The 14,151-nt window shown below is 63.0% G+C and carries 13 protein-coding genes; 7 read left to right on the top strand and 6 right to left on the bottom strand.

All coding sequences use genetic code 11. The features are described 5' to 3' along the window. Window positions 1–70 precede the first annotated feature (70 nt). The 4 genes from AC3RCJ_RS05800 to AC3RCJ_RS05785 all read left to right on the top strand — a co-directional run bounded on the left by AC3RCJ_RS05800 (window position 71) and on the right by AC3RCJ_RS05785 (window position 5,568). Window positions 71–775, top strand: a complete 705-nt coding sequence (locus tag AC3RCJ_RS05800; RefSeq protein WP_492961635.1) for an ArsR/SmtB family transcription factor — start codon at window positions 71–73, stop codon at window positions 773–775. Next, window positions 772–1,503, top strand: a complete 732-nt coding sequence (locus AC3RCJ_RS05795) for an ABC transporter ATP-binding protein (RefSeq protein ID WP_492961637.1) — start codon at window positions 772–774, stop codon at window positions 1,501–1,503. Before AC3RCJ_RS05800 ends, AC3RCJ_RS05795 begins: the two co-directional genes overlap by 4 nt. Beyond that, the gene (locus AC3RCJ_RS05790) at window positions 1,500–3,842 is read left to right on the top strand and encodes a CPBP family intramembrane glutamic endopeptidase (protein ID WP_492961639.1); all 2,343 of its coding nucleotides are present in this window, start codon (window positions 1,500–1,502) and stop codon (window positions 3,840–3,842) included. Before AC3RCJ_RS05795 ends, AC3RCJ_RS05790 begins: the two co-directional genes overlap by 4 nt. A 73-nt stretch (window positions 3,843–3,915) precedes the next feature. Continuing rightward, window positions 3,916–5,568 carry a patatin-like phospholipase family protein gene (locus AC3RCJ_RS05785; RefSeq protein WP_492961641.1) on the top strand — a complete coding sequence of 551 codons (1,653 nt, stop codon included), beginning with the start codon at window positions 3,916–3,918 and terminating at the stop codon, window positions 5,566–5,568. 85 nt (window positions 5,569–5,653) lie between these two features. Here the strand turns inward: AC3RCJ_RS05785 and AC3RCJ_RS05780 are convergent, their stop codons facing one another. The 5 genes from AC3RCJ_RS05780 to AC3RCJ_RS05760 form a co-directional block, all read right to left on the bottom strand. After that, the gene (locus AC3RCJ_RS05780) at window positions 5,654–5,872 is read right to left on the bottom strand and encodes a YqaE/Pmp3 family membrane protein (protein WP_151094033.1); all 219 of its coding nucleotides are present in this window, start codon (window positions 5,870–5,872) and stop codon (window positions 5,654–5,656) included. A gap of 80 nt (window positions 5,873–5,952) precedes the next feature. After that, the gene (locus tag AC3RCJ_RS05775; RefSeq protein ID WP_492961643.1) at window positions 5,953–6,534 is read right to left on the bottom strand and encodes a TerD family protein; all 582 of its coding nucleotides are present in this window, start codon (window positions 6,532–6,534) and stop codon (window positions 5,953–5,955) included. A gap of 39 nt (window positions 6,535–6,573) precedes the next feature. Continuing rightward, a complete protein-coding gene (locus tag AC3RCJ_RS05770) occupies window positions 6,574–7,269 on the bottom strand; it encodes a TIGR00266 family protein (protein WP_492961645.1) in 696 nt (231 codons plus the stop codon). Window positions 7,270–7,342: 73 nt separating this feature from the next. Beyond that, window positions 7,343–7,918 carry a TerD family protein gene (locus tag AC3RCJ_RS05765; RefSeq protein ID WP_070222543.1) on the bottom strand — a complete coding sequence of 192 codons (576 nt, stop codon included), beginning with the start codon at window positions 7,916–7,918 and terminating at the stop codon, window positions 7,343–7,345. Window positions 7,919–8,049: 131 nt separating this feature from the next. Next, window positions 8,050–9,123: a DUF475 domain-containing protein gene (locus AC3RCJ_RS05760; RefSeq protein WP_070222545.1), complete on the bottom strand. Its 1,074-nt coding sequence runs from the start codon at window positions 9,121–9,123 to the stop codon at window positions 8,050–8,052. A 117-nt stretch (window positions 9,124–9,240) separates the two neighbouring features. Here AC3RCJ_RS05760 and nhaR point away from each other — a divergent pair, with 117 nt between their 5' ends. From nhaR to AC3RCJ_RS05745, 3 genes are all read left to right on the top strand, one after another. Continuing rightward, window positions 9,241–10,155 (top strand): transcriptional activator NhaR, encoded by a 915-nt coding sequence (gene nhaR, locus AC3RCJ_RS05755; RefSeq protein WP_492961647.1) that lies wholly within the window; start codon window positions 9,241–9,243, stop codon window positions 10,153–10,155. A 124-nt stretch (window positions 10,156–10,279) separates the two neighbouring features. Then, a complete protein-coding gene (locus tag AC3RCJ_RS05750; protein ID WP_492961649.1) occupies window positions 10,280–11,614 on the top strand; it encodes an MFS transporter in 1,335 nt (444 codons plus the stop codon). Between the two features lie 120 nt (window positions 11,615–11,734). Continuing rightward, complete coding sequence (locus AC3RCJ_RS05745; RefSeq protein ID WP_492961651.1) at window positions 11,735–13,075, top strand: hemolysin family protein; 1,341 nt, start codon at window positions 11,735–11,737, stop codon at window positions 13,073–13,075. Here the strand turns inward: AC3RCJ_RS05745 and AC3RCJ_RS05740 are convergent. Then, window positions 13,072–14,151 (bottom strand): AI-2E family transporter, encoded by a 1,080-nt coding sequence (locus AC3RCJ_RS05740; protein ID WP_492961653.1) that lies wholly within the window; start codon window positions 14,149–14,151, stop codon window positions 13,072–13,074. The two genes, AC3RCJ_RS05745 and AC3RCJ_RS05740, sit on opposite strands and share 4 nt — an antisense overlap.

Genomic DNA, 14,151 nt, shown 5'->3' with positions numbered 1-14,151 from the left:
TCCATTGCAGTGATGTGGGGACACGAGTATGCTGCGCCTTCCACCACAACACTTCGCCCACGGACGAATCATGGATGACACACTTCCCTCGGCCGACATGGGCCTGGCGCAACTGGCCGGCGCCATCGCCGAACCGGCCCGCGCGCGCATGCTGTGCAGCCTGCTCGATGGCCATGCGCGCACGGCCACGGAACTGGCCACCTTGGCCGAGGTAGGCGCCTCGACGGCCAGCGCCCATCTTGCGCGCTTGCGCGAGGATGGCTTGCTGTCGATGCTGGCGCAGGGCAAGCACCGCTATTACCGCCTGGCCAGCGTGGAGGTGGCGCGGGCGCTGGAAGCGCTGCTGGTGGTGGCAGGCGTGCCCGCAACGCCGTTTACTCCCTCCACGCCGGACCGCTTGCGCCATGCGCGCACCTGCTACGACCACATGGCCGGCACGGTCGCCGTCGCCATGCACGACCAGTTGCACGCGCAAGGCTGGCTGCTGGACGATGACGGCAAGGGCGAAGGCGAATATTGCCTGTCGGAAGCGGGCGCGGCCGGCATGGCGGCGCTGGGCATCGATGTGCCGCAATTGCAGCGCCAGCGCCGCCGCTTTGCCTGTGCCTGCCTGGACTGGAGCGAACGGCGCGCCCATTTGGGCGGCGCGCTGGGGGCGGCCCTGCTGCAGCTGGCCCTGCGCCAGCGCTGGGCCGAGCGCGAGCTCGACAGCCGCACCCTGCGCCTCACGCCCGATGGCGAGCGGCGCCTGCTGGCCGCCTTGGGTGCGCCATGATCGCCTTCGAAGGCTTGTCCAAACAGTACGGCACCTTCGAGGCCGTCAAGCCGCTGACCTTGCAAGTGGTAAAAGGAGAAGTATTCGGCTTCCTGGGCCCGAACGGGGCGGGCAAAACCACCACCATCCGCATGCTGATGGGTATCCTCGTGCCCAGCAGCGGGCGCGTGCTGATCGATGGCCTCGATTGCCACCGCGATGGCGCCGCCGTCAAGCGCAAGGTGGGCTACCTGCCGGACAACCCGATTTTTTACGATTATTTGCGGGGCCGCGAAATCCTGCAATTCGTTGCCGAAATGCATGGCTATGCGCGCGCGGAAGCGGCCGCCCGCGCCGCGCGGCTGCTCGGTGAATTCGGCCTGGACGAGGCGGGCGAGGATTTCGCCGTCAATTACTCGCTGGGCATGAAGAAAAGACTGGGCCTGGCCTGCGCGCTGATCCATGATCCGGCCGTGCTGATCCTCGATGAACCGATCAACGGCCTGGACCCGCGCGCCTCGCGCGAAGTACAGGAACGGCTGCTGCGCATCGCCGCCGCCGGCACCACCATCTTCGTTTCCACGCATTTGCTCGACATGGCGGAAAAGCTGTGCAGCCGCGTGGCCATCATCCACCGCGGCGCGCTGGCGGCCACGGGCAGCCTGGACGAGATTCGCCGGCAACTGTCCAGCGACGGCAGCCTGGAAGAACTCTTCCTGCAGCTCACCGATGAAACGGGCGCCGCATGACGCCGGCGCCGCTGACTGCCTGGCGCGCCATCTGGCTGCTGACACGCTTGCGCCTGCAGCGCCTGCTCAACGTCAGCGGCCGCGGCTTCGCTTTCAGGAAGACCGGGCCGGGCCGCCCCGCCACGCCGGGCAAGAAACGGGGCCGCTGGCTGCTGGGCGTGCTGCTGTTCCTGCCCATGCTGTTTTCCTTCGGCACCATGGCGCGCCATGGCGTGCTCAACATGCATTGCCTGCTCGACCAGGTGGCAGCCTGCCAGGCGCAAGGCAGCATGCAGGCGGGCGAACGCCTGCTGGCGCCCGTCATCGCCGAATTCATCGGGCAACCGTTCAGTACGGCGCTGGCAGGCGGCCTGGCCCTGCAATTAATGCTGCTGTGGCTGGTCAGCGTATTATTACCGCTAGGCATGGGCGAGCTGTCGAAACCGGACTGGGACCTGGAATGGCTGGTCACCTTGCCGGTCGACAAAGCCACGCTGCTGTGGGCGCGCGTGCTCGAACGCACGGTCGTCAATCCGGCCGGCCTGTTGGCCTTGTGGCCCAGCACCACCATGATCGCCTGGTATTCGGGCCAGGCCTGGTTTTCTCCGCTGTCCGGGCTGGCGGCCAGCCTGCTCCTGCTGGCCCTGGCCGCCATGCTGCGCACCCTGGTCGATACGGGCCTGCGCCTGTCGCTCAGTCCGGCCCAGCTGGGCAACCTGCAGGCGCTGCTCTCGGTGGCAGGGGTGTTTCCCATGTATATGGGCATGTCCTTCGGCATGGGCACGGGCGGCTTTGCCCATGGCTGGGCCGCTGCCATGCCCGCCTGGAGCAGCTGGACGCCGCCCGGCCTGCTGGTGCGCGTGCTCAATGCCGCCAGCCTGGCGGATGCGCTGTTGCCGGCCTGCCTGCTGCTGGCGCAAGTGCTGCTGTTGATGCTGCTGGGCATGGCGCTGCTGCGCCGCCAGCTGCGCCACGGCGTGGCGGGCGCGGGCCAGCGCGAAGCGAGCCGCAGGCCTTCCCCAATGCCGCTGCCCGCCGGCCACTGGCGCGCCCGCGTCGGCACGGTGATCCAGCGCCGCGAATTGACCCTGCTGCTGCGCGACCGCAATTTTCTCGTGCAAACCCTGCTGATGCCGCTGCTGATCCTCGGCGGCCAGGCTTTTTTTTCGGGCCAGGCGCGCGACCTGCACGCGCTGCTGGCCAGCCCCGCCCTGCTGGCGTCGACCGGCTTTTTCCTCGGCAGCTACGTGCTGATGATGTCGGCCTTCCAGACCCTGAACAAGGAAGGCGGCGCGCTATGGCTGCTGTACACGTTTCCCGTGTCCATCGAGCAGGCGCTGCGGCAAAAGGCGCAATTGTGGGCCGTGCTGGCCCTGCTGTATCCGTGCATGCTGTTTGGCGCGGCGCTGGCCTGGCTGCCCGCATGGCGCTGGGACATGGCGGGCCTGATGCTGCTGGCCCTGGCCGGCATCCCCCTGTATTCGATGATCGCCGTGGCGCTGGGCGTGTTTGCCAGCGATCCGCTGGCCACCGAAGCGACGGCGAAGGTGCGTCCCACGTATATGTATCTGTATCTGCTGCTGACCGGCCTGTACCTTGCAGCGCTGGCGGCCGGCAGCGTGGCGCAGCAACTGGTGTTTGTCGTGCTGACGGTGGCGCTGGCCCTGGCCCTGTGGCAAAAGGCGCGCGATGCGCTGCCCTACCTGCTCGATCCGGCCGCCTCGCCGCCGGCCAGGGTCTCGGCCTCGGATGGCTTGATCGCCGCCATGCTGTTTTTTATCCTGCAGACACTGGCCTTGTTCCTGCTCAAGGACAAGGCCGGTGCAACGCTGGCGCAGGCCGCCATCGCCTTCGGCAGCGCAGGCGCGCTCACCTATGTCCTGGTGCGCCTCGTCTACTGGCGCAGCAAGACGGCAGGCGTGCCGCGCATCGGGCCGGGCCGGCAACCGTGGCGCCGGGGCGCGGCAGCGGCGCTGCTGGCGGCCCTCTTCGGCATCGGCTACCTGGCCATCGTGCAAGCCTGCGGCTGGCCAGCCGCGCGCGCGCCGCTGGCGGCCGGGACGGGCTGGGACGCAGCATGGCTGGCAGGATTGGCGCTGCTGGCCGCGCCCCTGTGCGAGGAATTCATTTTCCGTGGCCTGATCCAGGGCGGCCTGCGCCGCTCGCTGCCCGCCTGGCAGGCGATCGGCATCGGCGCGGCCATCTTCGCCATCGTGCATCCGCCGGTCTCCATGCTGCCCGTCTTCGTGCTGGGCCTGTGCGCGGGCGCCGCCTATGAACGCAGCCGTTCGCTGCTGGCGCCCATGCTCGCGCATGCCGGCTACAACGCGGCCATCCTCGCGGTGCAACTCTCTGCATGAGCATGGGCAAGTTTGTTAGAATCGCACACGCTTTCCGTCCGTATCCCAACCAATGACTACGCACAGATCCCGCATGCATCCACGCTTGTTTCCCCCCCTTGTCCTCGCTGCGCTGCTGAGCGGCTGCACGGTACTGGCCCTGCACCCCAACAGCGGCGTCGAAAACCGCACGTTTACCGTGCAGGAATCGCCGCGCCTGCGCATCGACGCGCCCAAGGCGCGCATCCAGAATCCGATGCCCAACGACCACTTCATCGGCATCGCCCTGTCCGGCGGGGGCAGCCGGGCCGCCAATTTCGCGGCGGCGTCGCTGGAACAGCTGGAGCAGTTCGGCCTCGTCAGCGGCGCCTCGGCCATCTCCGGCGTGTCGGGCGGCGCCATCGCGGGCGGCTACTATGCGCTGCATGGCAAGCAGACGGATTGGCCCTTGCTGCGCAGCAAGTTGAAAACGGATTTCTTCGGCCAGACCATTTTGAAACCGGCCAACCTGACGACGATGTTGCTGACTAACAAGACGCGCACGTCCTTCCTGTCCGATGTGTTTGACGATGTGCTGTACGACAAGAAAACCTACCAGGACTTGCCGCACGACGGCCCCATCTTCCTGGCCAACGCCACCGACGCCACCGATGGCGGCAAGCGCGTGGTATTTTCCTACGAGTATTTTTATAACACCCTGCATTCGCCGATCCAGGATATCCGCCTGGCCACGGCCGTGGCCACCTCGGCCGCCTTTCCCGGCGTGTTCGATTCCGTCACCTTCGAGCGTTTCCGTCCGAAAAACACCTTCGTGCCGGAACTCGGCTCCGAGTCGCGCGAATCGCCCTCGTACGTGCACCTGTTCGACGGCGGCGCGGCCGACAACCTGGGCGTGGAAACCCTGTGGGACGTGGCCCTGACCCAGCTGTACGGCAACGACATGGCCGTCGTGCCGCCGCGCCTGAACAGCAAGCCCTTCATCCTCATTTCCATCGACGCCAACGCCCCCAATTCCAGCGCCGTGTTTGAAAAGATGTCGGACGAGCGCCAGCCGCTGGACCGCATCTTCAACAAGAATATCTACGATGCCGTCGATGCCCTGTTTTCGCGCCAGCGCAAGGAAAACCTCGTCAAGATGGGCTTCGGGCAAGCCCGCTTCGATACCATCACGCATGAAAACTTCGGCGACCTGAGCCAGAAATTCGTCAAGGGCAAGCGCACCTCCGCCTTTTCCATTCCAGTGCTGTGCCGTCCCCACCTGGGCCAGTTTCGCTGCGAAGTCGATGCGGCCGATCCGCTGCCGGGCCAGATCCGCACGCGGCTGGAAGGCTTTGCCTGGCATATTTCCATCGACCAGATCGCCTCGCTGGCGCTGCGCCTGTCCAGCGGCGACGCGCAAGTCGATTTTTCCCGCAAACAGGAGCGTGCCGCCCTCGTCAAGCTGCAGCGCCTGGCCACGCAGACGAAGACCCATCTGAAATTGACGGGGCCGGAAAACTGCAGCCCGGACGTCTTGCAATCGGCGCTGTACAGCGCGGCCCGCGTGCTGGTCCTCGACGACGAGGAGTCGCGCTTCGCCCTGTGCGACTACATGCTGTCGAACCAGCTGATCAACGACGACACCGTCTGCAAGCAGCGCTATGTGCACGCCGTGCCCAGCTTTGCCATCGAGAGCGAGGACTTACAGTACCGCAACCTGAGTTCGGACGGTATTTCCGTCAACGTGCCGATCCGCTGCAAGAAGTGAGCGCGCACAAAAAAGCCCGCACGATCGCTCGTGCGGGCTTTAGCGCAAGGATTCCAAGCGCCCGGTTGATTTAGATCAATCGACCTTAAATCAAGCGACTACGCCTGCGCATGTAGCTGCGGCTTAACGCACCTTCCAGTTCCTGCTCCGTTTTATGCTGGTTCACCGTGTACAGGGCCCATAGGGCCGCCGGCGCCCAGCCGATCACAGTGCACTGCAAGATCAAGGCGACGGCACCGGCCAGCGGGCGCCCCAGCATGAAAAACGTGAGACACGGAAGTAGCAAGGCTATCAGCAATCGCATCACGACATACTCTCCTTCAAAATAGAGCAGCGGACAAGGGCCGGTATCCGGTCCGTCCCCCGCCCGCTGCGTACTGCTCCTTATAGATGCACGGATATCTGGGGCATCAAGTCGTCAAACGTGCGACCGTTGCCGTTTTCTCCGATGGCGTGCATCTTCCATTCGCCGTTATGGCGGTACAGCTTGGCCATGATCTGTGCCGTGTGGGTACCTTGCACAGACAGGTTGAAACGCGCGACTTCCTGGTTATTGCTCGCATTCAAGATGCGGCAATAGGCGTTTTCCACCTGCGAGAAGTTCTGGCCAGTAAAGCTGTTGACGGTGAAGACCAGGCTTTTCACGTGCGCCGGCACCTTCGACAGATCGACATTGATCTGTTCGTCGTCGCCATCGCCCGCACCCGTGCGGTTGTCGCCCGTGTGGACAATGCTGCCGTCCTTGCTTTTCAGCTGGCGGAACCAGACGATATCGGACGTGCCCTTGTTTTCGTCGAACATGACGCACGAGGCGTCCAGGTCGACGGCTTCCGTCTTCGAACCGAAACCCAGGAAACCCTTGGTCTTGGCCGCATCCCAGCCCAGGCCCATGGTGATACGGGTCAGGGTGGTACCAGCTTCCTTGTCCAGAGAAATCTTCTGGCCCTTGCTCAAATTGACAGACATACGCATAGCTCCTGTTTGCTTGGTTACATCAAATGTTAGTTACGCCGGCTTGCTTTGGGTCCAGGCGAGGAAGGCCGCGCGGTTGCGCGAGCACACGAGGATTTTTCCCGTGCCTGAAAACTTCAGCACCATGCCCTCGCCGCTGGTCTGGCTATTGATCAAATTGCCCAGAAAGCCGCCGCTGCTGCCGGTCGTGATGGAAATTTCGTATTGCAGGCGCTTGTCCCAGCAAACGACGTGCGCGTTATCGATCACCACGTCCTTGCCAGGCGTCACTTCCAGTTCCGACATCGCGCCAAAACCGGATACCGCCAACTGGCCGCTGCCTGCCGTCTCGGTGATGAAAAAACCACCGCTCTGGGCAAACAGCGCATTGCCAAGGCTTTGCGTGCGCACCTTCAATTCCACGCCAGCGCTGGCCGCCACGAAGGCGCCGTCGCTGATCATGTATTGCTGGGCGCCAATCTCAAGCACCCGCATCGCGCCAGGCAAGGTGGGCGACAGCAGACAGTCGCCGTCGCCCCGCATGGCCTCGATATGCTGCTGAAAGAACGATTCGCCGTTGGCAAAGGTGCGCATCAGCGCGGCGCCTATGCCGCCCGTCATCTTGCCTTTCAGCTCAAGATTGGTTTCCATCATCACCATCGCATCGGATTCGCAATAAATCTTCTCGCCCTTGGCCAGCGACACATGCAGGAACGGGTCGACGTCCCCGGTAATAGTAAAAACTGGCATCTGACTGTTCCTTCCTCAACAATGATGGTGATGGCGGCGGACCGCGCTGCGGACCGCCTTGATTATTTACAACTTATACGCCGACGCCGAACGAGGCAGCTAACGGGCCCAGACCGCCCTTGTAACCCTGGCCGATGGCCTTGAATTTCCAATCGCCGCCGTTGCGGTAGATTTCGCCGAAGACCATGGCCGTTTCCGCCGAACCGTCTTCCGACAGGTCGAAGCGGGCGATTTCCGTATTGCCGTTGGCATTCACGCAACGCACGTACGCCTTCGACACCATACCAAAGTTTTGCTTGCGCGCCTCGGCATCGTGTATCGTCACGCAGACGGCGATCTTGTCGATCTCGGCCGGCACCGTGGCCAGGTCGACGACGACGGTTTCATCATCGCCATCGCCGGCGCCCGTGGTGTTGTCGCCCGAGTGGGTGACGGAGCCGTCGCTCGACTTCAGGTTGTTGTAGAAAATCATGTCGACGTCGGCGCGTACCTTGCCGTCGGCCTTCAGCAGGAACACGGAACCGTCGATGTCGAACGCGGCGCCGTCGGTGGCGCGGGCATCCCAGCCCAGGCCGATGATCATCTTCGAAATGCCGGGAGCTTCCTTGCTCAGGTTGACGTTGCCGCCTTTTTGCAGACTGATTGCCATGATGTATTTCTCCTATGTGGGTTGTATATGACCAAACACCTGGCGTCCTCCACCGGCCTGACTCCCCAGGCCGGCGGCGACGCTTGCTGCAACTTGCCGACAAACGGGTGTAGTCGTTTGTCGCGCATTCTTTACACTGCCTTGACCGCTTCCAGCGCTTCCGTCCGGCCTTCTTCAAGCGCCATCCTGCGCTTGTAGCGGATCGACGACCACAGCGAGGCGAGAATGAAGGCCACGCCGATCAGACCCGTGAAGATCTCGGGAATGTGGAACTTCATGCTGACCAACATGATCACGGCCAGGATACCGATCGCATAGTGCGCGCCGTGCTCCAGATAGACGAACTCGTCGAGCGTACCCTTGCGCACCAGGAACACCGTCATCGAACGCACGAACATCGCGCCGATGGCCAGGCCCAGCATGATGATCACGACATCCTTGGTGATGGCGAACGCGCCGATCACGCCGTCAAAGCTGAACGAGGCGTCGAGCACTTCCAGGTACAGGAAGCCGCCAATACCGCCGCGCTTGATGATGTCGCCCATGTTGCCGTCGCCGTTATCGCCTTCCAGCAAGCCGCTGATCACATCGACGCCCACGTAGGTCAAAATACCCCACAGGCCGGCCGTCAAGACCACCAGTTTCTGGCCTTCTTCGATCATCGACAGGCTGACCATCAGCGTGCCCAGCGCGATCATCACGGAAATCGACGAAATCTTGCCCAGCGCGCCCAGTTTTTCTTCAATACGGCCCAGCCAGTGCGTTTCCTTTTCCGAGTCCAGCAGGAAGTTCAGGAAGACCAGCAGCAGGAAAATACCGCCGAAAGCCGCCACTTCCGCATGGTGATTCGTCAGGTGCATCGAATACTGTTCCGGATTGCTCAGGGCCAGATTCCATACTTCCATCAAGCCCAGGTCCGCCGCTTGCGCCACGATGACGAGCGGGAACAGCAGACGCATGCCGAACACGGCGATGATGATGCCCACGCCGAGGAACAGGTTCTGCCAGAACTTGTCCCAGTTCTTCAGCACCGAAGCGTTGACCACCGCGTTGTCGAACGACAGCGATACTTCCATCACGCCCAGGATCACCGCGATACCGAGCGCCGCCAGCATCGTCTGCACGCCACCGTGCGTGTAACCCCACCAGGCGGAAATGCCCAGGCAGATAAATGTCACTAAAAATGACACTCTGAAATGTTTCATCGATAGTTCCCCTTTATCTACATTCAATGGAAGGTAGTATAGGGACGTGTGACACATTTAAAAATAGAAGATAATGGAAGTATTACTTCGTAAAATCAGAAGATAGAGGATGCAGCGATGAAAACCACGGGCTTCAATTACCGCCATTTATACTTCTTTTGGGTGGTCGCCAAGGAGGGCGGCGTGACGCGCGCGGCCGAACGCCTGGGGCTGGCCGTGCAAACCATCAGCACCCAGCTGGCCCTGCTGGAAAAGGAACTGGGCAGGTCGCTGCTGCAGCCGCAGGGACGGCGTTTGGTGCCGACGGAAGCGGGCCGCCTGGCGCTCGGCTACGCAGACCAGATTTTTTTGCTGGGCGAGCAGATGCAGGACGCGCTGGCCGACACGGACGCGGAAAAGATGCGCTTGACGGTGGGCATTTCCGATTCCTTGCCGAAGCTGATGGCCTACCGCATGCTCGACGCCACGCGCAGCCTGAGCAAGCCCGTCAAGCTCGTGTGCCTGGAAGACGAGTTCGAATCCCTGCTGGCCGACCTGGCCCTGCACAAGCTGGACCTGGTGTTGACGGACCGCGCCGTGCCGGCCGGCGCCAGCCTGCGCGTGTCCAGCCACCTGTGGGGCGAGAGCGCCATGAAGCTGTTCGCCATCCCCGCACTGGCGGAACAGTACCGCGGCAATTTCCCCCACAGCCTGCACGGCGCGCCATTTCTGCTGCCCGCGCGCAATAACGCCTTGCGCGGGCGCATCGACGAATGGATGGTGCAGCAAGGTGTGCGCCCCGACGTGGTCGGCGAATTCGAGGACAACGCCATGCTCAACGCGTTTGGCCGCAAGGGCCTGGGCCTGTTCTTCGCCTCGGCCAGCCTGGCGGCCGACATCGAGGAGCAATTCGGCGCCGTGCTGGTCGGCGACGCCTCGTCCCTGCGCGAACAGTTTTATGTCATTTCGAACGAGCGCAAGATCATGCACCCGGCGCTGGACGTGATCCTGGCCGCCATCCAGGGCCACCCGAAGATTCATAAGGAAACCTGATAAATCCATTCGAAAATAACGTTTGAATAATCAATCAAAAGCGATTGTAATGAAGCCTGAGACCAACACGCGCCCCTCCCTCGCTGGAAGGGCGCGATCACCATAAAAAAACAGGAGCATCACCATGTCCACGGCAGGCAAGACGATCGATATTCCCGATCTCATCAATAACAACAAGATCGGCTCCTTCCAGATCGGCATGCTGATCCTGTGCGGGCTGTGCGTCATCATGGATGGCTTCGACGTGCAGGCGATGGGCTATGTGGCGCCGGCCATCATTGCCGACTGGCATGTGAGCAAGGCCAACCTCGGTCCCGTGTTTGGCGCGGGCCTGCTGGGCATGCTGGTCGGCTCGCTCGTCTTCAGCATCACGGCCGACAAGTTCGGCCGCCGTCCCGTGCTGATCGGCTCGACCATCTTCTTTTCGCTGTGCATGCTGGTCACGCCGCTGGCGACAACCATCGAGCAATTGCAGCTGATACGCTTCATTACCGGCCTGGGCCTGGGCGCCGTGATGCCGAACGCCATGGCGCTGGCCGGCGAATACAGCCCGTTGCGCAAGAAAGTCACCCTGATGATGCTCGTCTCGTGCGGCTTTACCCTGGGCGCCGTGCTGGGCGGATTATTGTCGGCCGCGCTGATTCCCGCCTTCGGCTGGCAATCCGTGTTTTACGTGGGTGGCGTGGTGCCGCTGGTGATCGGCGTGCTGATGTTCTTCCTGCTGCCGGAATCGATGCAATTCCTGGTGCTCAAGAAACGCAAGCTGGATAAAGTCGCCAAGTGGCTCAAGCGCATCGATCCCACCGTCAACATCACGGCCGACACGCAATACCTCGTGCATGAAAAGGAACACAAGGGCGCGCCCGTGCTGCAATTGTTTACGGGCGGCCGCGCGAAGATGACGATTTTGTTGTGGGTCATCAACTTCATGAACTTGCTGAATTTATATTTCCTGTCCAACTGGCTGCCGACGATCGCCAAGGAAGCGGGCTTGTCGACGGCCAACGCCGTGCTGGCCGGCACGGCCCTGCAAGTGGGCGGCACCATCGGCACCCTCGTCATGGGCCAGCTGATCGACCGCTCGAGCTTCCGCCGCATCCTGCTGCCGTGCTTTTTGGTGGCCGCCGTGGCGATTGCCCTGATCGGCCGTCCGGACGTGTCGCTGGCCTTCCTGTTCATCACCATCTTCATCGCCGGTTTCTGCGTGGTGGGCGGCCAGCCTGCCGTCAACGCCCTGGCGGCCAGCTACTACCCGACCACCTTGCGCTCGACGGGCATAGGCTGGAGCCTGGGCGTGGGCCGCATCGGCTCCATCATCGGCCCCGTGCTCGGTGGCGAGCTGATCCGCCTGAACTGGCCCAACAGCACGATTTTCCTCGTCGTCGCCATCCCCGCCATCGTCTCGGCCGTCATGGTCTTCGCCATGCGCGGCGGGCCGCAAACGGTGGCCAAAGGCTGAACAAGCGTGAAAAACCGGCCGCGCACGCGCGCCGGCACGGGCGGGGAGCGCGGCTAAATTAGGCTATGCCGCCCTTCGTCGTTTAAGATGTCGTTTTTACAGCCCATCTTCAGCGCCCCCATGCACAATGTCTTGCTAGTCCTGCTCGCCCTCTTCCTGGTCGCGCTGAACGGTTTTTTTGTTGCCGCCGAGTTTGGCATCGTCACCTTGCGGCGCACGCGCATCCGCGCCATCGCCAAGACACAGGGACTGCGGGGCCGCATCCTGGCCAAAGTGCATGGCCAGCTGGACGCCTACCTGTCCGCCTGCCAGCTGGGCATCACGCTGGCCTCGCTGGGCCTGGGCTGGGTCGGCGAACCGGCGTTCGCCGGCTTGCTGGAGCCGCTGTTCGGCGCCGTCGGCGTCACCTCGCAAGAGCTGATCCACGGCGTGTCCTTCGTCGTCGCCTTCAGCGTCATTTCCTTCCTGCACATCGTCGTGGGCGAACTGGCGCCCAAATCGATGGCCATCCGCAACCCGGAAGCCGTCGGCCTGTGGAGCGCCATTCCCCTGTACGGTTTCTACTGGACCATGTACCCGGCCATCTACCTGCTCAACGCCAGCGCCAACTGGGTGCTGCGCCTGGCGGGCCTGTCCGGCAAGGGCGGCCACGATGCCCATTACTCGTCCGAAGAACTGAAACTGATCTTGCGCACCAGCCAGCCCGGCGAAAAATTTACGCGCGACGAGCGCAACATCCTGGCGCAATCGCTTGATTTCGAACAGATGACGGTATCGGACCTGATGCGCCCGATCAATGAAGTGATCGCCCTGCACGCCTCGAACACCTTGGAAGAAAACCTCGACACGGTGCTGCGCAACCGCTTCAGCCGCTACCCGTATTTCGACACGAACGAAGACGACGTGCTGGGCGTGGTGCACCTGAAAGACCTGTTCTTTGCCCAGCAGGCGGGCAAACCGATCACCTCGCTCACGCCGTTTTTACGTCCCGTGGACATCATTTCCGCGCGCACGCCGGCATTGGAACTGTTCCGGCGCTTTCGCGACGGCGCGCCCCACTTCGCGCTGATCGGCGAGAAGGGCAAGCGCCCGCTGGGTTTCATCACGCTCGATAACTTGCTCGGCGCCATGGTCGGCGAAATCCGCGACGAATTCCGCCGCAATGAAAACGACTGGCTCAAGCAGAGCGACGGCACCCTGATCGGCAAGGCCAGCCTGCCCATCTTCTCGCTCGAACGCATCCTCGGCATCGATATCGAAAACGAGGAACTGGGCCTGGACGACGTGGAATCGGTGGGCGGCTTGATCATGGTCAAGCTCGGTGACATTCCGAAGCAGGGCCAGCGCATCACCTTTGTCGACTTCGACATCGTCGTCAAGAAGATGAACGGACCCCGCATCGTGCTGATCAAGGTGATCCCGAAGCAGGAGCGGGATCTGGATGCCGATCTACGTGATTAATCTTTTTTCAAGGTAAGCGTATCCTTGCCCTGCGGCACGGTAGTTTCCCCCACCGTCCACGTCTGGAGCAGGCTGTACAGCACCGCCAGCAAGGTCGGCCCGATAAAGATGCCGACGAAGCCGAAGGCCAGCACACCGCCCAGCACGCCCAGCAGCACCAGCAGGAACGGCAAGCTGCTGCCGCGGCTGATCAGCATGGGCTTGACCACGTTGTCGACGCCGCTGATCAGCAGCGCGCCCCACACCAGCATGAAAATGCCCCAGCCCGTCTGGCCGTCATTGAACAGCCAGATGGCGGCGCCGCCCCAGATCAGGGGCGGACCGACGGGTATCAGCGAAAAGATGAAAGTGGCCACGCCCAGCAGCGCGACGGCCGGCACGCCGGCGATCAGGAAGCCGATCACGGCCACCAGCGCCTGCGCCAGCGCCGTGCCCAGCAAGCCATACATGACGCCGCGCACGGTGCGGCTGATGGTCAGGCCCACGCCCGGCGCGCTGTCGCCGATGATGCGGCCGGCGCCCGTCATCAGCGCGCGGCTCAATTGCTGGCCATCGCGGTAGAGGAAGAAGCTGACGAACACGGCCAGGCTGGTCTGCGCCAGGCCCGTGCCCAGCAAAATGCCGCCGGAAGCGAGGAAATGGCGCGCCGGTTCCAGCATGGTCTTACCCAAATTCAATAATTCCTCGCGGTCGGCGAGCAGGCGCTCCACGTAGCCGGCGATGGTGTCGCCCACCACGGGAATGCTGGCCAGCCAGGCCGGCGGATGCAGGCCGCCCGCTTCCAGCGCGGCGCGGATCTGCTCATAGATGCGCGAGACATTGTCGGCCAGGTTGTAGGTGACGAGGGCCAGCGGCAGCACGATGACCAGGATCAGGGACACGGTCATGATGGCGGCCGCCAGGTTGCGCCGGCCTTTCAGGCGTTCCAGCAGGAGGATATACAGGGGCCAGCTGGAAATGCCGACGCAGGCGGCAAACAGCATGGCGGCCAGGAAAGGCCGCAGGACGAAGAAGCAGCCGATCAGCAAGAAGATGACGGCTGCCAGGCGGGCGTGCGGCTCGAAACGTTTATCCAT

The organism is Janthinobacterium sp. GW822-FHT07H11 (assembly GCF_058798615.1).
The sequence above is the reverse complement of the archived record's forward strand: the minus strand, read 5'-3'. Positions and strand labels throughout refer to the sequence as shown.